The organism is Chlorogloea sp. CCALA 695, assembly GCF_003003885.1.
GTDB lineage: Bacteria > Cyanobacteriota > Cyanobacteriia > Cyanobacteriales > Chroococcidiopsidaceae > Aliterella.
In genome coordinates this window covers 121848-145118 of the sequence record NZ_PVWN01000003.1, presented here as the reverse complement: position 1 = coordinate 145118, position 23271 = coordinate 121848, and the positions used below count along the sequence as shown (strand labels likewise).

Below are 23271 nucleotides of genomic sequence, written 5' to 3'. Positions count from 1 at the left end.
ATTTACTTAGATAACCTTTTTTTCAGCTTATTGAGTGTACTTTGGGCAAATAACTTAGTAGTTTGAATTCTTGTCAAGCTTTTAATATCAGCGCTGTAAGAATTTTTGCCGTCAAAAAAGTTATTGATATCTTGGAGAATTACTTGTAGCCGTTGAGTAATATTTTCTACTCGATACTCATTTAAGATATATTCTGGCAAATTAAATTCTAAAGGACTTTCTATTACTTTTAATATACGTTGCACATCGTAGTGTTGGGAGTACCCAGCAATTTTGTAGCAATTAAAACCCGGATCTAAATAATCAGACAATCCATGATTAATACTCGAAAAAACCTGACATCCACACGCCATTGCTTCCAATGGTTGCAGTCCGAAGCCTTCGCTAACTCCTTGCAATGCCCAATATTCGGCAGAATCGTAAAGATAAACTTTGGCGCGATTAAATAACTTTGCCAAATCTTCCACGTAGGAATCAACTACATAGACATTACACTTTTTTTGCAACGTTGGTATTAATTGTTGCATCAAATACTCCGAAGACTTGCGTTTTTGCACCAAAACATCAATATCGCGTTCGAGGGAAAAATTGCTAAATTCTGCACTAATTTGATTAGGTAAGTAATAAATCAGCGAGTTTGGTGACTTTTGCCCCCAATAACCCATAGTATTGCGGCTAACAGTAATAATCGGCATATTTGCAGGCAAATTAAACTTATAACCTGCGCTGTGGGCATGATAGACGACATTGTACGACTTTAACTTGGCAACAAGTTTAGCAATATCAAAGCCCCAACTAATTACAAAAATTCCCTGGTCTAAGTCTTTATTTTGCAGGACTTCATCAATAAATAAAGTATCTTTTTCTCGTTGACGATAAGTCACAACTTCGGAGTTACAAACTTGTTTAGCCAGGTTAAAGGTTTTTAACTCCGCCCACAAACCACCACAGGCAAATTTAGCACCCAAACCAGGGACTAAAAAGTATAGTGTCCTCATTACTTCATTCCTCTACACAAAATTGCCTTTCTAGGCGTTAATAGTAGCGAAATATGAGAACAGATCGCCATTGGAGAGTTACTAATTAGTTCTTACCGTTCCGGTTTAGAATAGAACAAAATTATATTTGTTGATTTAACCTTAATCTATGACTGTTCGCGTCCGCATTGCTCCAAGTCCTACCGGAAACCTACACATTGGCACGGCGAGAACTGCTGTATTTAATTGGTTATACGCCCGTAATCAGGGCGGTACGTTTATTTTGCGAATTGAAGATACAGATGTCGAGCGATCACGTGATGAATATACCCAAAATATATTTGATGGCTTGCAATGGCTAGGACTAACTTGGGATGAAGGGCCTTTTTACCAGTCAAAGCGCTTAGAAATGTACAAAGAAGGGGTTAAAACCCTACTAGATAAAGGATTGGCTTACTACTGCTATACCAGTGAAGCAGAATTAGGAGAAATGCGGGAACAGCAAAAAGCTAGAAACGAAGCACCCCGCTATGACAATCGCCATCGTAACTTAACTACCGAGCAACAAGCGGCTTTTGTCGCCCAAGGTCGTCACCCGGTAATACGTTTCAAAATAGAAGACAATCGCGAAATTGTTTGGAATGACATGGTACGCGGACAAATGAGTTGGCGCGGTAGCGATTTGGGGGGCGATATGGTGATTGCTCGTGCTGCCGAAAATGAGATTGGGCAAGCTTTGTACAACTTTGCAGTGGTTATTGATGACATTGATATGCAAATTAGTCATGTGATTCGGGGAGAGGATCATATTGCTAATACGGCTAAACAAATATTGTTGTACGAAGCAATGGATGCAACAATTCCCCAATTTGCTCACACACCTTTGATTTTGAACATAGAAGGCAAAAAGCTGTCTAAGCGCGATGGTGTCACTTCAATTTTTGACTTCAAAGAAATGGGCTTTGTCCCCGAAGCATTGGTAAACTACATGACATTGCTCGGTTGGTCGCCTCCAGATTCGACTCAAGAAATATTTGATCTAGCAACCGCCGCGCAGCAATTTGGGTTTGAGCGAGTTAATAAAGCTGGGGCAAAATTTGACTGGGACAAACTAGATTGGCTCAATAGTCAATACTTGCATAGTATGCCTGTAAGCAAGCTGACAGACTTGTTGATTCCTTACTGGCAAAAAGCTGGGTACGAATTTGATCCAACAGGCGATCGCCCTTGGCTTGAACAAGTTACAAGTTTAATTGGTGCTAGTCTAACTCGCCTCCCCGATGCTGTAGACATGACTAAGCTATTTTTTCTTAAATCGCTGGAATATAGCTCGGAAGCGGCTAGTGCCTTGCAGCAAGAGGGAGCCAGTAACGTTTTACAAGGTATCCTTGATGCTTTGAATAACACCTCAGAATTTGATGAAGCAGCCATCCAAGAAATTATTAAACAAGTTGTCAAAGAGAAAAATGTCAAAAAAGGCTTAGTAATGCGGAGTTTGAGAGCCGCCTTAACAAAAGCTATGCACGGGCCAGATTTAATGCAATCTTGGTTAATTCTGCATCAGCTTGGACAAGACAAGTCAAGGTTGCAACAGGCGATGGAATTAAAGTAATGGTTTGTGATTTTGAGCGATCGCCTGCTCTATTTCTGTTTCTATGTTATTTGGCAAAGGGCGTTTAAAAAAGCTTGAACTACCAACCCCAAGTTCCGGCTCCGCCCTTGAATGGGCCGATAATATCGCTTGTAACCCAACCACCGTAAAAATCGCCGGGTTGGGGCTGCACTTTCTCGCCGTCAACATAGCAAGCATCCATTAAGTGCGGATAAAAAGCTACATAATCTTTGATGTCTGCAAATTCTGTTGTAGGCGCTGGATAATACCAAGCGGCATTTTGTTCTTGTTTTTCGCCAGCTAATACGGTGTAGTAGGCGGCTCTACCTTTCCACTCGCACCAACTAGAATGAGGCATTAATACTAAATGCTCGATTAATATATCGCAGGGCGGAATGTAATAAACAGGTGGATGACTTGTTTCGAGTACCCGCTTTGCCTGATGGGTATCGGCGATCGCAATATCGTTAAATATAATTTGAATGTGCTTATTTGTATCTTCTAAGCGCGGGGGGCGTGGGTAATCCCATACGGATTCTTGACCAGGCTGGGGTTCAATACGTTGTCGATTAAACATTTTTAGTTGAGCCAGAGTAAGTTAATTTCTACTCAAATTTAACTTACTCTGGCAAATTAAATAGCGGACTAACGGAAACTACCAGGTTTTAGCTGGCGTTGGGTTTTTGCTGGTACGCCGTTATTTAGCATTGCACCCGTTCCGCCATCAGCGCGATCTAAAAATGGTCGCAGATTGATAGCATTACTCTGTTGGCTATTATTTGAGCCGCCTAAAATCGCTCTCCCTCTATTTATTAGTTGGTCTACTTGAGAGTTTCCTCGTCCGGCGGAGTAGGTATAAACTCCTTGAGTTTGCTGTCCGCTATCGGCTACAGTCAAATTTTCAAAAACGCGATCGCGGGTAGTTAAAGGATCTTGTCCGGGGGGTACAGTTAAAACAATCCGACAAGTGGGAACTTGCTCGGTAGTTACGCAAACGGTATTGTAGCCATTTTCGACACTGGTAGTTAGTTCAATTAAGCCGTCTGGTCTATACTGCTCTAATCTTCTAGCAATTTCGTTGCAACGTTTTTGAGGACTCCACCCACCGCCTAAAGCTGAAGGAGTTGCCCAAGCAAAAGATTGATTGGGTTGGCTTTCGGGGAAGTACATCACGGTGTATTGACCGCTAGTAGACTCGCAAGCAAAACGAGTATTGCGATCGTAAATAGGGTTTGTGCCGCTATTAGAGCCGCTATTAGAGCCACCGTTGGAGCCAGTATCGACCACTACATCGGCGGGGGTTTGAGCATTAGCTATTAGGCTATTTTGTCCGAGCATCAAAGCCGCGCCGACAACTAAACTCAAACTTTTTACTGGAAACTTAAACTTGTTTGGTGACATAAAACCCCTGTTGATTTCGTTAAACGACTCTTTTTTTTAGTTTTGCAACCATTCCTAATCTATGACGTTTTTTTCGTCAACGTGTTTCTGTTTGACTAAAAGTTTTTTGACTTTTGCTTTAATCGCGGCGTGCACCCTTACTTTTGCTAAACTGAGCGCGTAAATTGCCTATTATAGATATTTGGGTTGCCAATCTAGTAAAAAGCCGGAACTAAGGCAATATTTTGAGTCAAAAATATACATGGCAACGAGCTATTGCGCCGATTTACGCCATTCTTGTCCGAGGCGGATGGCTTCATCAAAGGTAGGATCGTTTTCAAAGCTACCAGCAACTTTTAGCCACCAAGGATCTTTTTTCTCAACAATTACAGAAAGCATCTGTTTCATTTGTGCTAGTTCTGTTTCTAAAGTTGCAACTCTCAATTCGATGTGTGAAGATTGAGCTTCAATTTGCTGGGAAACCATAATAAATGTTTGGCAAAAGCAAAGTTATACGGTTATTTTAACGATACTTAGCGCGATCGCCTCTCCCACCCAATTTATCTAGTATTTTTGCAAGAAAAGACTTCGCACGTAATCAAGGACTGATTTTTATACCGCGAAGTTTTGACTATTATTTTTGGAAGTGCGATCGCTTGTTAATATTTATTGCTCGCACATTCATCAGAGTATCGAATTATGTCGATTTTACCTACCAGCCCTCAACACCTTTTCAGCCGTCAGCTTTAAATCTGGGAAGGTTAGAGAAACGATAGTCTGATTGCCCCGAAACTGCTGAATTTCATACTCCCCATTCATTAACGTACAGACAGAGAGAGTAGGTTGTTTGGGCTTCCCAATGTGTCGAGTACCACCTAAAGCTGCATAATCTGCAATCCAATATTCAGAAATGCTCAGAGCCGCATAGTCTTCGACCTTACGGGCATAATCATTTTGCCAATTGCTACTTACAACTTCCGCCACAAATTTTATCGAACTACCCAGCGTCAGGATCGACTGGTCAAACCAAAGCAGTTCCTCGGTCAGTTCATCTCGATTGACAACTGCAACATCAGGTCTAAACGCTGTCATACCCATGTTAGAAGGGCGCAATAATCCCCGTTGAAGGACAAACCAAGGTAAGCTTGTTTTGTCTATCTGGACACAGATTTTTGTAGTGATGAAGGCTGCAATTTCTTCGTGTAGTCCTGTTGGCTCCAAGTCAAAGACCTCTCCATCAATCAGTTCATAGCGGTTATTGCCACCATAACGGGCGAGAAAATCGTCAAAGCTGAGTAGCTTCTGTTGTATTGGTTGATCGATTGCAATAGTCATAGGTCAACTTAGCCCAATCAATGCCTTCAGTCTACCAGATCGAATATGTGATGGATGCGTGACGGATTAAGCCCTTGATATTCATGGATCTTTGGCAATGCGAAGCCCTGCGTGCGCGCTTGCGCTATCGCACGTAATCAACCACTAAGCTTGCTGTACGGCAAAGTCTTAGCTATTATTTTTGGAAGTGCAAAGCCCTGCGCGCTTCACAATCCACGCTAGTCTACATCCGTTGAAGTAACTCATCATACTCATCATGTGCGCCAATCCATTACCAGTAAATACGATCAGACTCCAACAAACCTAGAACACGATAGTTAAGACTGACACGGGCAGAATAGATCGGCTGTCTTTGACTGACTCGTTTAAATTGAAGACTGGGGTGATAGGGATCTTCAATCCAGATCCCATAGGCTTTAACCGCTTGCTCTTGAACCGATGCCGGAAGTAAGGCAAGTTGTTTGCGAAATGTTTTGGTTACACTCGATTCCATTTTTAAGCAAGGAAAACAGTATCAAGGGTCACTGTTTCGCCACTGGCGATTTCTTGCCGAACCATTGCCGCCATTCGATCCCACTGATCGTCGGTCGTCGCTGCAAAACGAGGTTCCCATTTTTGGTCGTCTTGCAAATCTGCCAGAAGCTGAGTTGCGATCGCATTTTGTTGTTCGGCTGGAAGTTTCTCAATAAGAGAAATCGCTTGTCGAAGCAATTCAGTCATAACTTAGTAGCAGCAAGCACTGCAATTTCCTACAACTTCCTAATTTTACCTGTAGTTTTGAGTATCTTTGCAAGAAATGCGATCGCCTACAATCAACTACTGTATTTGTTATACAGCGAAGTCTTAGCTATTATTTTTGGAGATGCGAAGCCCGGTAACGGGCGCGCTTGCGCTATCGCACTTTGTACTCAACCGCTAGTCAAAAATTCAACATACTAGAGCAATATAACCAAATGTACGAGGCTCGTGAAGCATTCCGCTCAGAGCTAATTATTCTGCTGCCACACTTTAGGGCTTCCAATCATAGTTGATACTAGGTTGTCCATTGACTAGATTGACTCCGGCTGTTCCAGCTACAAACCCATGTTTTTCATAAAATTGCTGTGCCTGGTCATTTCGCTTAAGGGTTGTTAAGCTTAATCCATTTGGATACAGGCTCTTTGCATGATTTAGCAAGCCCGTTCCAATCCCACGATTCTGCATTTCCACCTCTACAAATATCTGGGCAATTACATCATTGCTCACAACGACAAAACCAACAATTTGACCTTGATCCGTTGCAATCCAAACACCACCTTGCTTCGCGTAGTCATTTTGGAACCGGGATTTCCATTGCTCGAAAGGCTGAGGGTGGTTAAGTTCAGGAAAAGCGTGTGTCCAACTCCGATACCAAAGGGCTACTACGTTATCAAGATCGGTATCAGTGTAAAGTCGAATTGCTAACATCTTTACACTCCCTAACTACTACTTAAACGCACCTGGTCAAAAGCATATTTCTCCTTAATACTTTCGTTAAAGTATTGTCCTGCGGATGTTGCAGTTTCTAATCCTTGAGCAATACTCACCGGAACATCTTGATACTTGTAGATGCTGCCATTGTTGAACTTTATAGTTAATATTTGAGTTGCAACGTCGTAATTATGCTCTTTAACAAAGCTGCTAGAACTTTTCAATAACGGAAATGCGATCGCATCTCGAATACTGGCACAATCTGTTAATACCATTACTAAGCGATCGATTCCAATCCCTAAACCCCCAGTAGGCGGCATTCCGTACTCTAAGGCGGTCAAAAAGTCTTCGTCTACTCCCTGTGCTTCTAAGTCTCCCTCGGCTTTACGTGCTGCTTGGGCTTCTAAGCGTTGACGTTGATCGATGGGGTCGGTAAGCTCAGAAAAACTATTAGCTGTCTCTCTACCTACTATAAATAGCTCAAAACGCTCTACTAAGCCAGGTTGCGAACGATGGGGTTTAGCTAAAGGTGAAATTTCGACGGGATAATCTGTGATAAATGTAGGTTGAATTAATGTTGTCTCAACCTTTTCCTCGAAGACTTCGTTTAGCAAGCGTCCAATAGAATTTACTTCGGGAGAAACTGTAATTCCTGCCTTTTCTGTAGCGGCTTTTGCTTCTGCGAAGGTAGAAAAAGAACTAAAATCTAAACCTGTGGCATCTTGTACTACTTGGTGCATGGTGACTCTGCGCCAAGGTAAGCTAAAGTCAATTTCTTGACCTTGGTAGTTGATTTGCAATGTACCTAATACTTCTTCTGTGACACTTGCGATCGCATTTTCTGTTAGCGCCATCATATCAAAGTAGTCTGCGTATGCTTGATACAGTTCAATGGTTGTAAATTCGGGATTATGCCTTGTTGAAACGCCTTCATTGCGGAAAATTCGCCCTAATTCAAAGACTTTTTCAAAGCCACCGACAATTAGCCGCTTTAAATGTAACTCTGTCGCAATCCGCAAATACAACTCCATCTCAAGAGTGTTGTGATAGGTGATGAAAGGACGCGCATCCGCTCCCCCAGCTTCAGATTGTAGTACGGGGGTTTCAATTTCAATAAAGCCCAAATTGTCTAAATAACGTCGTAATGCGGCGGTAATTTGAGCGCGACGACGAAAAGTTTGTCGCACTTGGGGGTTAACAATTAAATCTACATACCTTTGGCGATAACGCTTTTCTGTATCAGTTAATCCGTGCCATTTATCGGGTAATGGTAAAAGTGACTTGGTTAATATGGTGTATTGATGAACATAAACCGATAATTCCCCTTTTTCTGTACGCTTAATTGTGCCTTTAACGCCGATAATATCCCCGATATCGGTTAGTTGCTTGAGGTGGTTAAAAGCATCAGAATCAGTATCTGCCATGCTTTCGGAGATGCGATTTTTGTCTAGGTATAGCTGAATAATCCCGGTTTCATCTTGCAAGGTAAAAAAAGCCAGCTTACCAAAAACTCGCCGCGCCATTATTCTACCCGCGATCGCTACATTAACATCTACTTCCTCACCACTTGCCAACTCTGCATACATTTCCTGGAGTTGCGCCGCATGATGGGTTGATTCCCAATTATAAGCATAAGGATTTATCCCCGCCTGTTGGAGTTGCGCTATTTTCTCTATTCTGGCAGCACGAAGTTCATCTAGATTTGAGTTACTTTGAGGTGTTGTTTGGTCGGAAGACATACGTTAAATCTAGATAATTAGTTTGTTTACAGGATATTAGTCAGACTACGACTTGATAATTTCTGAAGTTATTTTTTTTGTCTACGTGGTCATCGGTAGCAGTTAATTTTACATTAACAGCAGAGTACGCTTTGATAATTTCCTTGACGTAGCTCTATGATACTCTGATGAATTTGCCCATTTTTGCATAAAAGTTATACGTTTGACCGTAAAAGGGTGCGTCCTCACAAAGAGAAAATTATCTTTCTCTACAAACTCTAGTTTGTCTTTCGTACATAATGGAACTGGCGGCGCTAGTAACTGCTACTACGTTTATGAGATAGGATTTGTGATTGAAGCAGACGTACATTATTCACTGCACAACTTTTTGCGATCGCAAAGCGAGGCTTCTTGGTCGCATCATTTAACTATGGCGCGGTTAGTAGCTAGGGCTTTGCGCGTTGGACGCAGTGCTTTAATGCAAGTAGGCGCAGCTAGTGGTTATCAAGGGCGTTATCGTCTTAGTTACCTTGCACCCGCCTTAATGTGGCATCAGCCCGTAGTTGTGGTAGCCGAAGAAAAAGTACAGCAGCGCCTCAAAGAAATAGAAATTCCTAGACTGCAACAGTGGTTAGGGGCAAATAAAGCTATCCGTACAGGCGACTGCTTTCCCGATGATAATTTTCAAGGAGTGTTGCTAATATCCCCCTCTAATTGGCTCTCAGCACAGTTAGAACAAACGCGATCGCCCTTTCCCCCTGGTATTCCCACAATCATTGATGGCGCGGACGATTTAGAAGATTGGGTACGTCTGCAACTAACTCTTAGCATTAACTCCCAAAACTGGGACGAACTCATCTTAGATTGTCCCTGGCAAAGCGAAGCTATCCGCACTGCTAGAGTGCAAATTGCTAAATCTATCTTTCAGCACCCCTTAAACCCGTATGAGTGTTATTTAATCTCGCCGTCAGAACGAGAGATTTTAGTTAGTTTGTATGCAAACTTAGAAAGTTATTGTTTACCCCCAGCTTGGGTAAAGTTTGGGCAAAGTTTAAAATCAAATAATCAATTACTTTACGCCCGTGTGGTGCGTTCAGTTGGTTTATTTTCCTTACATTCTGCCCCAGTACAAGTAGCTGAAAGTCTTGCCCCCGTTTGGTCTAAGCAGCCAGTAGTTTTAGTTGGTAGTGCAATTGAACAAGAAGCTGCTGCGCCAATTTTTCGCCAATCGTTAGGATTGCCAGACTTAACTTGTTTAAAGTTTTCCGACGATCGCCAAACTAACTTAATTCAACTATACATTCCCGATCGCTTACCTTTGCCCAATACTCCCGAATATCAAAGCGCCCTGATTGACAAACTTCACTCTTTGCTAAGTTTAAGGACAACAAGTTTAGGCTTAACACTAATTTTGGTAGGAGATGTGCCGCTAAAAGCTCAAGTTGGGACAATTTTGGCTGCGGAATTTGGTTCAAGAGTGCAGGTAGAAAAAACCTGTTTAGATGACAACGGTATTTTAGTTAGCGGTTGGGAGTTTTGGAAGCAACATCAAGAAGTTTTACCCGCACCGCAGTTATTAGTCGTTTCTACGTTACCTTTGCCATCGTTAGAAAATCCCTTAGTTGCTGGTAGAGTAGATTATTACCGGAAGTCGCATTTAGATTGGTTTCGCTTGTATTTATTACCTACAGCCTTAACTGAACTAGCAAGAGCGATAGCACCCTTACGAGAACAACAAGGCGTAGTAGCATTATTAGATAGTCGTATTCTGCATCGCAGTTATGGCGCTCAGGTACTAGCGGCGCTCCATCCGGCGGCGAGAATCAATTATTTAGACTCTAGTTTTTTTAACCCTATTGAATCATGAATACTAATACTTGGACTCGTCGCCATGTCTTGTCTCTAGAGGATTTTACTAGCGATGAATACAATACGGTGTTGCAAACCGCCGCGAGTTTTAGTGAAGTGCTTTTGCGGCGAACTAAAAAAGTACCGTCGTTGCAAGGACAAGTAGTTGCAAACTTATTTTTTGAATCATCAACCCGGACTCGTAGCAGTTTTGAACTTGCAGCTAAACGCCTTTCTGCCGATACTCTCAATTTTGCCGCCGCTACTTCTTCTCTCTCCAAAGGCGAGACAATTTTAGACACTGCTAAAACTTATTTGGCAATGGGTACAGATATGATGGTGATTCGCCATAAAGAAGCTGGTGTCCCTCGTGCGATCGCCAATGAAATGGATAGACTAGGAGTAAAAGTTGGCGTACTCAACGCCGGAGACGGTCAGCACGAACACCCCTCCCAAGCTTTACTAGACTTATTTACTATTTGTACGGTACTAGATCCCGAACAGCCACATTTAGAATTACTAGCAGGTAAAAAGGTCGCTATTGTCGGAGATATTTTGCATTCAAGGGTAGCAAGGTCGAATATTTGGAGTTTGACCGCTAGTGGCGCTGAGGTACATTTAGCCGCGCCACCGACGCTTTTACCGCAGTTATTTACAGGTTTTGGTAATGATACTGGTAAGTTATTTTTGCACTGGAAGCTAGAAAACGCCCTCATTGATGCCGATTTTGTTATGACACTGCGATTGCAAAAAGAGCGAATGACGAGCCATTTATTGCCGAGTTTGCGGGAATATCAGCAATTATTTGGCATTACCCGCGAAGTCTTGCAACTATGTAAGCCTGACGTTAAAGTTTTACACCCTGGTCCCGTAAATCGTGGTGTAGAAATTAGCTCTGATTTGATGGATGACCCGCGTTTAAGTTTAATTTCTAAGCAAGTAACTAGCGGTGTAGCGGTACGCATGGCTTTACTGTACTTAATGGGTAGCGGAAAAGCTTAATTAGCATTAAGAACACTGCTAAGAGTTTGCAATAATTCCTTTGCTGAAAAAGGTTTTGATAAAAAGTTTGTCACCCCACTACTTGCGGCGGCGGCTAACTTGTCACTAGAACTCAATCCACTAACAGCAATAACTTTGACATTAGGATTAATTTGTTGCAAGGTGCGAATGGTAGTCGGCCCATCCATTACGGGCATCATCATATCAGTTAAAACTACCCTAATTTCTGCCTGATGCTTGGTATATAAAGCTACAGCTTCCTTACCATCGGCAGCAGTGATGGCTTTATAGTTGTAAATTTCTAAAGATACTTTGGTAACTTCTCTAATTGCGCTTTCATCATCCACTACTAAAATTAATTCTCCTTGTCCCAAAGGTAACTCAAAGTCAGAATTTTCTTGAGTAGCTGTAGATTGAATTGCAGGTAAATAAATTTGAAACTCTGTTCCTTGTTCCACTTTGCTATACACCTGAATAAAACCACCATGACTTTTGACTATGCCCAAAACTGTCGATAAACCGAGACCCGTACCTGCACCAAGACTTTTAGTTGTAAAAAATGGCTCAAAAATTCTTGTTAAAGTCTCAGGAGCAATCCCCATTCCTGTATCAGCGATCGCAATTGTAATATATGCTCCTACTCGCGCGTCAATATGCAACCTAGCATAATGTTCATCTATATTGATATTTTTTGCAGTTGTTTTCAACGTTCCGCCATTGGGCATTGCATCTAAAGCATTAACTACAAGATTCATCAGCACTTGATGTAGTTGAGTTGCATCTCCTGATACCGTCCACAAGTTAGAATCTATATCGCTAGAAAATTTAATTGATTTAGGGAAGGTTTCTCTAACTATTTGCTCAATTTCTAAAATTAAATGTCTAACTTGCAATGTTACTTTTTTGCCTTCAATTCCCCGCGCAAATGACAAAACTTGCTTAATCAAAGCCGCACCGCGTTTAACATTGCTTTCCAACATTTTCAGCAACGGCTGATGCTGGGGTTCGGGAAACTTGATTTTTAATAGCTGCACAGACATCAAAATTGGCGTGAGGACATTGTTAAGATCGTGAGCAATCCCACTAGCTAGAGTGCCTACACTTTCCAAACGTTGAGCGCGTAAAAACTGCGCCTCTAGTTGCTTTTTTTGGGTAATGTCGGTATTAACAACTAAAATTGATGTTGGTTGCCCCGTGCGATCGCGTACCAGCGTCCACCGACTTTCGACCACAACTTTGTTATTATCCTTACTAACTTGCTCTAATTCCCCCTGCCAAGCACCGCTAGAAAGCAAAACTGCTTTAGCTAATTCTTGCTCTTTGGCAAATTCCGCATCCCCAAGTTTACTAACAAAACTACCAATTGCTTCGGCTGCACAGTAGCCATACAATTTTTCTGCGCCTTTATTCCAAAACAAAATTTTGCCCTGCAAATCTTGCACCAAAATCGCATCGGTGGCAATATCAAGTAAAGCTGCTTGTTCGCGGATTTTTTGCTCAGAGCGCTTGCGTTCGATCGCGTAACGCAAAGATTTTTCTAAGATTGCTGAATTTATTAAACTTTTTTCTAAATAATCTACCGCCCCGGCTTGCATTGCCTCCAAGTCAATTTTGGGTTCGCCAATTCCTGTAAGCATAATTATCGGCGCTGTACAACCAATAGAAATCGATTCGCGTAGTAATTCTAAACCGTTGCGACTTCCTAAACGGTAATCAAATAGATAAACATCGTGCTGCTGTTGAGAAATTGCTGTAATTGCAGCGCTATAAGTTGACACCCATTCTAATTGAAATTTAGCTGCACTTACTTCGTTCAACCAGTCACCGATGAGTACAAAGTAATCTTCGTCATCATCAACTAATAAAACTTTAACTAGATGATTATCCATAATCTGTATTTAACCGATTACAACGGTAGTTCGACGATTTCAAACCAATATTTACCAATAGTTTTCATTACTTCCACTAAACCACTAAAAGTCACAGGCTTAGTAATAAAAGAGTTTGCACCAAGATCGTAGCTGCGATAAATATCTTCATCAGCTTTTGAAGTAGTTAAAATCACAATAGGTATTCGTCTTAAATTTGCGTCTGCTTTAATTTGTTTTAATGCCTCGCGCCCGTCTTTTTTCGGCATATTTAGATCGAGCAAAATTAGCCCCGGACGAGGTGAAAGGTCAATATCGCTATACTTGCCACGACGATACAAATAGTCCATTAACTGTTCGCCATCACAAACGATATACAAATTATTAGCTAAACAACTTTCTGTCAACGCTTCTTGGGCAAGCAAGCAGTCATCTTCATCATCATCAGCCATCAGAATTGTTAGTACCGTTCGCCGTTTCACTATAATGTTGCTCCCCAGCCTGTTTGATCGGTAGTGTGACAATAAATGTCGCTCCTTGTCCGGGTGTACTTAGGGCGGTAATAGTACCACCGTGACGTTCTGCAACTTTACGACAAATTGCCAGCCCCATTCCCGTACCTTCGTATTCGCTGCGATTGTGCAAGCGTTGAAAAACATTGAAAATGCGATCTAGGTATTTTTCGTCAAAGCCAATGCCGTTATCTTCTATAGTAATTTGACAGAGTGTAACTACCAACTTTTCCGCAACTCCCTGCTCAACTTCTAACATTTGACTGCTAACTTTGATTACAGGTGTTACTTCGGCGCTGTGAAACTTTAAAGCGTTACTAATCAAGTTTTGAATCAGTTGGCGAATTTGTAAAGGATCGGCTTCAATGGTTGATAATTGTCCCACTTCAACACGTCCACCCGTTTGCTCAATTGCTAATTCTAAGTCTAATAATACTTCTTGGGTTAATTGATTCAAATCCACGCTAACAAAAGGTTGAGCTTTAGTAATGACTTGGGAAAGAGATAATAAGTCATGGATTAAAGCCTGCATTCGTGCGGCGGCGTTGTGCATCCGCGCTAAATAATCTTTGCCGCGATCGCCTAGTTTTTCGCTATATTGTGCCTGTAAGCGATCGCCAAAAGCCTGAATTTTCCTTAATGGTTCTTGTAAATCATGGGAAGCAATGTAAGCAAATTCCTGTAACTCGGAGTTAGATCGCGCAAGTTCTTGGCGCTGACGGCTTTCGTCTTCTAGGAGTTGAGCTTGAGCTAAAGCTATACCGATTTGATCGGCTAATTGTTGTAAAACTTCAATCTCAAAATTTGTCCAATTACGGGGCTTACTGCATTGATGAATAATTGTTAATCCCCAAAGCTTTTGTTTTAGCAAAATTGGCACAACTAACTTAGCTTTGACCCCAAAGCTTTGCATAAATTCTACTAAGCAAGGTTTGATCTGGGCTTTTTCAATATCGTTGATACTATAAATTCGTCCTTGACTATATTTCTTTAAGTATTCTTCTCCAAAACATTCATCAGTGATATTTTTATCCACAATTGAAGCCGATTCCGGCGTTGTCGCTTCTACAACTATTTGTCCGTAGCCGTTTTTAAACAAGCGAAAAATTAGCACTCGGTCAGCTTGCAACAAGTTTAATACTTCTGTCGCGGTAGTTTTAAGGATCTCATCTATTTGCAAAGACTGGCGAATTTTTAGCGTAACTTCCGAGAGTAATTGCAACCTTTTTTGCGATTCTAGTAGTTTGACTTCGTTTTGCTTGCGTTCGGTAATGTCTTGAAAATAAACTGATAGTCCATCTTTTGCGGGGTAAGCGTGGACGGAAACCCAGATATTTAACGGTAGGTAAAATTCAACAAATTGGACGCTTACTTGTTGGGATACGGCTTGATGATACTGCTCATAAAAAGCTAGGTTTACGGCTTCTGGGTATTCCTGCCAAAAATTTTTGCCGATTAGTTGCGATCGCGTTTTTTGTAAAATTAACTCAGCTTGGCGGTTGATATAAGTAAATTGCCATTGTTTGTCTAAGGCAAAAAAAGCATCGGTAATACTTTCAATAATATTTGTAATTTGGTTGCGGCTGATTTCGGCTTGACTTCGCGCCGCTTGTTGAACTAATAATACTAGGCGCTCTTGTTCGGTAGTTTTACGAGCGGTAATATCCATTGCTATTCCTAACAGGCGCATCGGTTTAGCATTTTCGTAATAAACTTGACCTCGATTTGCTACCCAGTGGATGCTACCATCAGCCCAAATAACGCGAAATTCGGTGCTAAAGTTGCGAAGCCCTGCGTGCGCGCTTGCGCTATCGCGCTCAATTGCTTGCGCCACTGATTGAGTAACAGCATGACGATCTTCGGGATGGATGGAGTTTAATAAAGCTTGATAAGTACGGTAATTTGAGTCCGCAGGTAAACCAAATAAGGGTTTTAGGTGTTCGCTATAAATAACTTCATTGGTTAATAGATTCCAATCCCAAGTACCCATCCCCGCCGATTCTAAGGCTAATTTTAGTTGTTCGGCTTTGAGGTGCGACTTTTCTTTTTGAACTTGCAACTGCACCATTGCTTGACTTACTTGGAGCAGATGGCGCACTCTCTGGCGCAATACTGCCCAATGAATCGGTTTGGTTACATAATCTGTAGCCCCAACTTCAAAGGCTAAGTCTACCGATTCTGGGTCTTCTAAGGCTGTAATCATGAGTATAGGCGTGGGATGTTTCCTTGGCAGACAACGCATTTGTTTACAGCAGTTAAACCCATCCATTACAGGCATCAAAGCATCTAGCAGTACAACATCGGGATTTATTTTTGTATACAAATCTAAAGCTTGTTCGCCATTTTCTGCTTCTGTAACTATATAGCCGCCTTGTTCCATAGCTTCGCGTAGTTGGAGGCGCATAAATTTATCGTCATCAACTACCAAAACCAAAAGCGGATTTTCTGCTAATTTCAGGGAATTCATAGCGAGTTGCGGTACTGGCTGACTAATAAACGCAAAGTCTTAACTTGTTCGTACTTTGCTTGTGGCTAGGGTTTATCTAATCTATCTTCAGTATGACTGTTGCCGACCTTACTACTATTTTCTCAAAAAAGGCGTTGCCGATTAGATGTATGAATTTTGGCAACAAGACGTTGCAATGCAACGTCTCTACATTGGTTTTGAAATCACGCAAAATCATTTTCGCGCTCTGAATTGGGCAACGCCTTTTCTCAAAAAAAAGGTAGAGCATTAAATACTCTACCTTTTTTATAATTATGCTTCCTTTAGCTTGTAACTAAACTCTACGAACTTTTAGTTAAATCGACTCCTTGGGGTAGTAACTCGCGGGTTTGCTCAGAAACTACTTTTACAGTTCCCGTTTCATCGACATCAACTAAGGCTGTATCGCCATCGCGGACTCGACCAGAGAGAATTTCCTCAGCTAGGCTGTCTTCAAGCAAGCGCATAATGGCTCGGCGCAAAGGTCTTGCTCCGTAGCTGGGGTTGTAACCTTCTTCTACTAAGCGATCTTTGAAGGCTTCGGTTACGTCTAAGGTGATACCCTTTTCCATTAACCGATTGAATACTTCTTTGAGCAAGATGTCGGCAATTTCCTTCACTTCGTCTCTGCTTAACTGACGGAAGACAATAATTTCGTCTAGTCGGTTTAAGAACTCTGGACGGAAATATTGCTTAAGTTCTTCATTAACTAGCGACTTAATCCGGTTGTATTGGGATTCAGCCACGTCTTGAGCCAATTCAAAACCTAAACCCGCCGCGCCTTTTTCAATGACCTTAGAACCAATGTTAGAAGTCAAAATCAGCAACGTATTTTTAAAGTCTACCGTCCGACCTTTAGCATCGGTCAACCGCCCGTCTTCCAATATTTGCAAGAGCATATTGAATACATCGGGGTGGGCTTTTTCAATTTCATCAAAAAGCACCACAGTGTAAGGACGACGACGTACAGCTTCTGTTAGCTGACCGCCTTCGTTATAACCTACATAGCCCGGAGGCGAACCAATTAGCTTAGATACAGTGTGACGTTCCATGTATTCCGACATATCAAGCCGGATCATTGAGTCTTCTGAACCGAAGAAATAAGCCGCTAATGCTTTGGTTAACTCAGTTTTTCCAACTCCAGTGGGGCCAGAAAACACAAAACTTGCGATCGGTCGGTTGGGGTTTTTCAAGCCCACACGAGCGCGGCGAATTGCCTTAGAAACCGCTCTAACTGCTTCTTCTTGACCGATTAAGCGCTGGTGCAGGGTGTCTTCCATGTGCATCAGTTTCTCGGATTCTGATTCGGTCAATTTGCTTACAGGTACGCCTGTCCAAGAAGCAACGATATGAGCAATGTCTTCTTCAGTAACGACGGGGGAATCTTCCCCATCTGGGCGGGTGGTGTTGGTTTTATTTTGCGATAGCGCTCGGATTTCGCCTTTGATTTCCATTTCGCGATCGCGCAATTCTCCAGCTTTACCAAAGTCTTGTCCGCGTACTGCGTCGTCTTTTTCTTTCAAGACTTTACGCAATTCTTTGTCTAGGTCTTTGGCGGCGGGTGGAAGTGCCGAATTAATTAGCCTTACTCGTGAACCTGCTTCGTCCATCAAATCGATTGCTTTGTCGGGCAAAAAGCGATCGCTAATATAACGATCTGATAGTTTGGCGGCAGCAAATAAAGCTTCATCAGAGATTTTTAGTTTGTGGTGTTGCTCGTAGCGTTCCCGTAAACCAAATAGAATCTCAATAGTTTCATCTACCGAGGGTTCGCCGACCATTACTGGCTGAAAACGACGTTCTAAAGCTGCATCGCGTTCGATGTGCTTGCGGTACTCATCTAAAGTGGTTGCACCGATACACTGCAATTCTCCTCTTGCCAAGGCTGGTTTGAGGATGTTTGCTGCGTCAATGGCTCCTTCGGCTGCTCCCGCACCGATCAGAGTATGCACCTCGTCTATCACCAAAATCACGTTCCCCGCCGAACGAATTTCGTCCATGATTTTTTTCAGGCGTTCTTCAAATTCACCGCGATACTTAGTACCAGCTACTAATAATCCAATATCGAGGGTGACTACGCGCTTATCTTCAAGGATGTCTGGTATATCTTTATTAGCAATTCTTGAGGCTAATCCTTCGGCGATCGCTGTTTTACCAACGCCAGGTTCGCCAATCAATACGGGGTTGTTTTTTGTGCGACGACCCAATATTTGAATTACTCGCTCAATTTCTTTAGCACGACCAACTACGGGATCTAGCTTGCCGTCTGCTGCCATTTGCGTCAAGTTAGAGCCAAATTCATCCAACGTGGGTGTTTTGGTACGTCCTGACGGCGAACCAGCGTTTACTTCCGCCGTTTCTCCTAGCATCCGAATTACCTGGGTGCGAACTTTCGATAAGTCTACGCCTAAGTTTTCGAGTACCCTTGCTGCTACGCCTTCTCCTTCACGGATTAAGCCTAGTAGTAAGTGTTCTGTGCCAATATAATTATGTCCTAATTGTCGTGCTTCTTCTAGAGATAGTTCTAGAACTCGCTTTGCTCGTGGCGTAAATGGTATTTCTACAGCGACGAAGCCTGAACCACGACCGATAATTTTTTCTACTTCAATTCGGGCATCTTTGAGATTGACACCCATTGACCTTAGAACTTTTGCTGCTACGCCCGTTCCTTCGCCGATCAGACCCAGGAGGATCTGTTCTGTTCCTACGAAGTTGTGACCCAGGCGGCGGGCTTCTTCCTGGGCCAGCATGATCACCTTTATGGCTTTTTCTGTGAAGCGTTCAAACATAGCGTTTTTGGTTCCCCTGAGTCTTGCCAGTACGCTGATTTTAGCACAGGCTATATTTCTGGCTGTCTTCTGATGATAGCTACAACCAGTACGGTTTTCCTCACTATTTAGGAAACAATTTTTATTTTTTTGTAAAAGTATGCTGTTTTAAATGCTTTACATAAGTATAAGTTCCTATGCCCTAAATAAGATTAGCGTGCGATCGCGCTCTGGGGCAAAAAATTAACACGCATTGCAAGTAAGCCATACTTAAAGACATCTAGGCGTTGTCAGGCTGGATTGCTATGAGTGTTACTACTTATAAATGGACAATTGAACGGTATCATCAGGTGATCGCTGCGGGGCTTTTTGATAACGAATCCGTCGAGCTATTGAGTGGAGATATTATAGTTATGCCCCCAGAAGGAAAAACCCACGCCTATTATAATAGTGAAGTTGGGGATTATTTACGGGCTATTCTAGGGGCTAAAGTTAAAATCCGCGAAGCACACCCGATTACCCTCCCTAATAATTCCGAACCCATCCCAGATTTAGCGATCGTCAAACCACTAGGAACAATTTATTTAGAACATCATCCCTATCCTGAAGATATCTTTTGGCTAATTGAGTTTTCCCTAGTTACTCTTAGCAAAGACCTAAACGAGAAAAAAGCAATTTATAGCGAAGCGGGTATTGCTGAATATTAGGTAGTAAATCTTGCTGGTAGGGAAGTTTCAGTTTTTCGAGATTTAGAAAATGGGCGCTATATTACACAAAAAACTTTTACAACTGGGGTTGTGTCGCCTCAAGCCTTTGCTGATGTACAAATCCAGGTAAAACGATTGATAGGAATCTAAAATTTAAGTTAATAGTTTAAGGTGCGATCATTAACATCTTGGACTGCTAAAAATTGTGGGCGATCGCTGTTAATTTGTACCATTCCAATCGAAGGAATTAAGATAAAGCCAAGTTTCTCAACCTTCAAAGATAAGGAATGAGCCGTAGGAAGTCGGGTGCAGCGTTTTGTCATAAGGCTGTTAGTTGGTTCTGATTGTGCTACCTTTAAGTATCCCACCACAAACAACACCGCTTGTTTCGATTCCGGTGGAACCAGTGGCAGAAAAGCCAGTACGATACAAATCACCATTGCCACAGCCAAACACTTGCACGCCCGTAATTCGGATGTTTCGATAACCAGCAGATTCAAGCGCTCTTTTCGCGCCCTCCAAGTCTGCTTTTGGAATGTAAAGCCAGATGAAGAACCCGCTTAACACAACTACCACCAAGCCACTCACAATCTCCAAAAACCGTTGTTTATACTTCTCCATTTGTTTCGAGTTCCTTTAAGCTGACACAGCATTGCTAAACTCAGTTAAGCATTATTTAAAAATGAAGTGTGATCGCAGCGTTACATCTAAATCAAAAAGAACTAACTTCACTATTGATGGAATCACCAAACGACAATCTCGAAACTACCCCGTCACCCAGAAACGAATCTAGCTAACGACTAAGTTGAGCAGTGGCTAGTATCCTTTTCATCCCATCCGCTCGAATGTATTGTGCGGTCGCGATTTAGCGATAAGTTAACAACTTTCCTTCCACTTTCGGCTTGCTTCTTTTGCCAATCTGCAAACATCGCGTCCAAGTCGTAGTCAAAGGATTTGGCGTGTTCTTCTCGAATTTTATAAATTTCCTCTAAAACTTCGTTCTGCCACATAGCTTAATATCCTAATAGTTCGTAAGGGGTGCAAATTACAGGTAATTGATATCCAAAATCAAGACTAACTTCTGCCAGCTTCCTTTGAATTTGGGCATTAGCAATATGTTTACAATTCCAAGTTAGCAGGTAATCCAGTCTATGCACGGTTGCGGCAGCAATATGAACTGCATCATCTGAGGCTTTAGCAGGAAGATTACTTCGTAGGAGAAACTGTACTGACAAGTTTCGTACAGCCTGATTGAGTTCCACTAACGGCAACCCATTAAGCATCTCCAGACGCTTAACCGCAATCTCTGCGTCTCCTCGTATTACCTCATCTAAAACAACTTGTGAAATGTATAACGTGAATCCACTTCGGCGAGACTCCCACCACTCCTTTGTGACCTCCATGTTTGCTGCCAAGATTAGGTTTCTAGTCGATCTGGCTGTGAGATAGCCCAAAATACTGGTTTCAATGTATACAGTTTCACTCATAAAGACGGTAAGGATAGACTCGTTGTTTTAGCTTAGACCTTGTCCTCTATCTAGCCCCACACCTATCAGTTTGAGCAGCACAGCTAATTAAAACTGCAACTAATGTACTCTTAATTGGTAGCCTGTATCTTTAACAATGCGCGATCGCAATTCTTGTTGCCAAGTCGTTACATTTTGTACAAATTCAACTTCTTGTAATCCTCCTTTCCATAAAATTAAGGCATCTTCCCCCGTATCTGAGTAGTACCGTTTCCTGATTCCCGCCGTTTTGAAGCCAAATTTTTGATAGAGTGCGATCGCACCCTTATTAGACGTGCGGACTTCTAAGCTTGCTCTTTCTAATCCCCTTTTCTGTGCCAATCTCAGCATTGCTAACAATATAAATTGCCCGAAACCTTGACTTTGATACCTGGGATGTATTGCCAAAATTGTAATGTGCGCTTCATCTACAATTGCCCACAAACACCCCATTCCTATCAAGACCGGATAGCCACGGAGCGATAAACCGAGTAAATCGGCGTTGGGGCTATCTATCTCTCGTTCGTAGCCTGCCATCGTCCACAAACCGCCAAAGCATAGCTGGTCTAGTTCTACTACTGCTTTGAGCATTTGAGTTGTAATTGGTTTAAGTTCTAATAAATTCACACGAATTATTGGTACGAGCGCTTAGTACACTAGAAATTAACAACTAACTCCTATCTATCAATTCCAGTCAGGAATATCTTTTAAATTATGGTATCCACGTTTCACCCCGTAGAAAGTGAAAATTCTGGTTTGGGTTATCTACCCAATTCAAATCATACTCCAACAAATTCCCCTAACCAAGAACTATTACCGCTTACAGCTAAAATTAACAACGGCGATGCGTTAGAAATCGGCGGTTGCGATGTTCCTAGCCTTGTAAAACAATTTGGTTCGCCTCTATACATCCTAGATGAAGAAACTCTCCGCACTGCTTGCCGTCAGTACAAACAAGCAATGGAACGTTACTATCCGGGTCAGTCTCAGGTACTATACGCTTCTAAAGCTTGGAGTTGTTTGGCTCTATGCGCGATCGCTCATTCTGAAGGTTTGGGCATTGATGTGGTATCCGGGGGCGAACTCTATACGGCGATTGCGGCGGGGGTTACACCTGATAAACTCTACCTGCACGGCAATAATAAGTCTGTCTCAGAATTAAACTATGCGATCGCCTCTAACTGTACGATTGTGGTCGATAATTGGCAAGAATTACACAACCTAGTAACTATCAATGCCCCTACTCGCATTATGCTCCGGCTAACTCCCGGCATTGAATGTCATACTCATGAATACATCCGCACTGGTCACTTAGATAGCAAATTTGGTTTCGATCCTAACCAATTAGATGAAGTATTTGCTTTTGTAAGTCAGCAAGAGTGCTTAAATTTTGTGGGATTTCACGCTCATATCGGTTCGCAAATTTTTGAACGCCAACCTCATCAAGACTTAGGTGCGGTAATGGTGCAGTGGATTAAAAAAGCGGCGAAGTATAGTCTAAAAATTAGTGAATTAAACGTTGGCGGTGGCTTAGGTATACGTTACACCGAATCTGACGATCCCCCAAGTATTGACGAATGGGTACAAACTATTTGTCACGGTGTAAAAGACGCTTGCATAGCTGAGAACTTACCTTTACCTAAATTATTATGCGAACCGGGACGTAGTCTTGTTGGTTCTGCTTGCATTACAGCTTATACTATCGGCTCATCAAAAGTCATTCCCGAAATCCGTACCTATATTGCTGTAGATGGAGGTATGTCCGATAACCCGCGTCCGATTACTTACCAATCAGTTTATCGCGCTGTAGTTGCTAATAAAATGTCTGCGCCTATAACTCAAACAGTTACGGTAGCTGGGAAACACTGCGAATCTGGCGATATTGTCATTAAAAACGCAACTTTACCGACTACAAACCCCGGAGATATTCTCGTTGTCATGGCAACGGGTGCTTACAATTACAGCATGGCATCTAACTACAACCGTTTGCCCCGTCCGGCAGCCGTATTAGTTAATAAAGGTGAAGCAAATCTTATTTTGCAACGAGAAACTTATCAAGATTTAATTCGACAAGACCGACTACCAGAACGCTTGAGTAGTTAATA

At 42.2% G+C, this 23271-nt stretch carries 24 protein-coding genes; 6 read left to right on the top strand and 18 right to left on the bottom strand.

From position 1 onward, the window contains the following. Window positions 1-2 precede the first annotated feature (2 nt). Complete coding sequence (locus C7B70_RS03150; RefSeq protein ID WP_106367616.1) at window positions 3-998, bottom strand: glycosyltransferase; 996 nt, start codon at window positions 996-998, stop codon at window positions 3-5. Between the two features lie 148 nt (window positions 999-1146). On the opposite strand from C7B70_RS03150, the gene gltX reads away from it, so the two are divergent. Beyond that, window positions 1147-2589: a glutamate--tRNA ligase gene (gene gltX, locus C7B70_RS03145; RefSeq protein WP_106367615.1), complete on the top strand. Its 1443-nt coding sequence runs from the start codon at window positions 1147-1149 to the stop codon at window positions 2587-2589. Between the two features lie 79 nt (window positions 2590-2668). Here the strand turns inward: gltX and C7B70_RS03140 are convergent, their stop codons facing one another. From C7B70_RS03140 to C7B70_RS03115, 6 genes are all read right to left on the bottom strand, one after another. After that, a complete protein-coding gene (locus C7B70_RS03140; RefSeq protein WP_106367614.1) occupies window positions 2669-3166 on the bottom strand; it encodes a DUF427 domain-containing protein in 498 nt (165 codons plus the stop codon). 68 nt (window positions 3167-3234) lie between these two features. Then, window positions 3235-3990 carry a COP23 domain-containing protein gene (locus C7B70_RS03135; RefSeq protein ID WP_106367613.1) on the bottom strand — a complete coding sequence of 252 codons (756 nt, stop codon included), beginning with the start codon at window positions 3988-3990 and terminating at the stop codon, window positions 3235-3237. 252 nt (window positions 3991-4242) lie between these two features. Continuing rightward, window positions 4243-4455, bottom strand: coding sequence for a hypothetical protein (locus tag C7B70_RS03130; protein ID WP_106367612.1), 213 nt, complete (start codon window positions 4453-4455; stop codon window positions 4243-4245). A gap of 222 nt (window positions 4456-4677) precedes the next feature. Next, complete coding sequence (locus C7B70_RS03125) at window positions 4678-5304, bottom strand: Uma2 family endonuclease (RefSeq protein ID WP_106367611.1); 627 nt, start codon at window positions 5302-5304, stop codon at window positions 4678-4680. A gap of 271 nt (window positions 5305-5575) precedes the next feature. Beyond that, window positions 5576-5797: a hypothetical protein gene (locus tag C7B70_RS03120; protein ID WP_106367610.1), complete on the bottom strand. Its 222-nt coding sequence runs from the start codon at window positions 5795-5797 to the stop codon at window positions 5576-5578. A gap of 2 nt (window positions 5798-5799) precedes the next feature. Then, on the bottom strand, window positions 5800-6024 hold the full coding sequence (locus tag C7B70_RS03115; RefSeq protein ID WP_106367609.1) for a hypothetical protein: 225 nt from the start codon (window positions 6022-6024) through the stop codon (window positions 5800-5802). Here C7B70_RS03115 and C7B70_RS25850 point away from each other — a divergent pair. Continuing rightward, complete coding sequence (locus C7B70_RS25850; protein ID WP_146134006.1) at window positions 6004-6243, top strand: hypothetical protein; 240 nt, start codon at window positions 6004-6006, stop codon at window positions 6241-6243. The two genes, C7B70_RS03115 and C7B70_RS25850, sit on opposite strands and share 21 nt — an antisense overlap. A 69-nt stretch (window positions 6244-6312) precedes the next feature. Here the strand turns inward: C7B70_RS25850 and C7B70_RS03110 are convergent, their stop codons facing one another. Beyond that, window positions 6313-6750, bottom strand: a complete 438-nt coding sequence (locus C7B70_RS03110; protein ID WP_106367608.1) for a GNAT family N-acetyltransferase — start codon at window positions 6748-6750, stop codon at window positions 6313-6315. Between the two features lie 11 nt (window positions 6751-6761). Continuing rightward, complete coding sequence (gene lysS, locus C7B70_RS03105) at window positions 6762-8492, bottom strand: lysine--tRNA ligase (protein WP_106367607.1); 1731 nt, start codon at window positions 8490-8492, stop codon at window positions 6762-6764. Between the two features lie 328 nt (window positions 8493-8820). On the opposite strand from lysS, the gene C7B70_RS03100 reads away from it, so the two are divergent. Together C7B70_RS03100 and C7B70_RS03095 are read left to right on the top strand one after the other, a co-directional pair. Further along, window positions 8821-10338 carry a helicase C-terminal domain-containing protein gene (locus tag C7B70_RS03100; protein ID WP_106367652.1) on the top strand — a complete coding sequence of 506 codons (1518 nt, stop codon included), beginning with the start codon at window positions 8821-8823 and terminating at the stop codon, window positions 10336-10338. After that, window positions 10335-11321 (top strand): aspartate carbamoyltransferase catalytic subunit, encoded by a 987-nt coding sequence (locus tag C7B70_RS03095; protein WP_106367606.1) that lies wholly within the window; start codon window positions 10335-10337, stop codon window positions 11319-11321. The genes C7B70_RS03100 and C7B70_RS03095 overlap by 4 nt, the downstream gene beginning before the upstream one ends. Here C7B70_RS03095 and C7B70_RS03090 read toward each other — a convergent pair. From C7B70_RS03090 to C7B70_RS03075, 4 genes are all read right to left on the bottom strand, one after another. Further along, the gene (locus C7B70_RS03090) at window positions 11318-13210 is read right to left on the bottom strand and encodes a response regulator (protein ID WP_106367605.1); all 1893 of its coding nucleotides are present in this window, start codon (window positions 13208-13210) and stop codon (window positions 11318-11320) included. The genes C7B70_RS03095 and C7B70_RS03090 overlap by 4 nt on opposite strands. Before the next feature lie 17 nt (window positions 13211-13227). After that, entirely contained in the window at window positions 13228-13641 is a 414-nt protein-coding gene (locus C7B70_RS03085) for a response regulator (RefSeq protein WP_106367604.1), read from the bottom strand. Then, window positions 13634-16168, bottom strand: coding sequence for a response regulator (locus tag C7B70_RS03080; protein WP_106367603.1), 2535 nt, complete (start codon window positions 16166-16168; stop codon window positions 13634-13636). The genes C7B70_RS03085 and C7B70_RS03080 overlap by 8 nt, the downstream gene beginning before the upstream one ends. 320 nt (window positions 16169-16488) lie before the next feature. Then, a complete protein-coding gene (locus C7B70_RS03075; RefSeq protein WP_106367602.1) occupies window positions 16489-18975 on the bottom strand; it encodes an ATP-dependent Clp protease ATP-binding subunit in 2487 nt (828 codons plus the stop codon). A 284-nt stretch (window positions 18976-19259) separates the two neighbouring features. On the opposite strand from C7B70_RS03075, the gene C7B70_RS03070 reads away from it, so the two are divergent. After that, entirely contained in the window at window positions 19260-19661 is a 402-nt protein-coding gene (locus C7B70_RS03070) for a Uma2 family endonuclease (protein ID WP_233220808.1), read from the top strand. 158 nt (window positions 19662-19819) lie between these two features. On the opposite strand, the gene C7B70_RS26250 is transcribed toward C7B70_RS03070, so the two are convergent. The 5 genes from C7B70_RS26250 to rimI form a co-directional block, all read right to left on the bottom strand. Continuing rightward, the gene (locus tag C7B70_RS26250) at window positions 19820-19984 is read right to left on the bottom strand and encodes a hypothetical protein (protein WP_158260466.1); all 165 of its coding nucleotides are present in this window, start codon (window positions 19982-19984) and stop codon (window positions 19820-19822) included. 7 nt (window positions 19985-19991) lie between these two features. Then, complete coding sequence (locus C7B70_RS03065; protein ID WP_199192019.1) at window positions 19992-20282, bottom strand: hypothetical protein; 291 nt, start codon at window positions 20280-20282, stop codon at window positions 19992-19994. A 179-nt stretch (window positions 20283-20461) separates the two neighbouring features. After that, entirely contained in the window at window positions 20462-20671 is a 210-nt protein-coding gene (locus tag C7B70_RS03060; protein ID WP_106367601.1) for a hypothetical protein, read from the bottom strand. 3 nt (window positions 20672-20674) lie between these two features. Then, complete coding sequence (locus tag C7B70_RS03055) at window positions 20675-21148, bottom strand: type II toxin-antitoxin system VapC family toxin (protein WP_106367600.1); 474 nt, start codon at window positions 21146-21148, stop codon at window positions 20675-20677. A gap of 99 nt (window positions 21149-21247) precedes the next feature. Beyond that, on the bottom strand, window positions 21248-21793 hold the full coding sequence (gene rimI / locus C7B70_RS03050; RefSeq protein WP_106367599.1) for a ribosomal protein S18-alanine N-acetyltransferase: 546 nt from the start codon (window positions 21791-21793) through the stop codon (window positions 21248-21250). 87 nt (window positions 21794-21880) lie between these two features. Here rimI and lysA point away from each other — a divergent pair, with 87 nt between their 5' ends. Continuing rightward, window positions 21881-23269: a diaminopimelate decarboxylase gene (gene lysA, locus C7B70_RS03045; protein WP_106367598.1), complete on the top strand. Its 1389-nt coding sequence runs from the start codon at window positions 21881-21883 to the stop codon at window positions 23267-23269. Window positions 23270-23271: the final 2 nt, after the last annotated feature.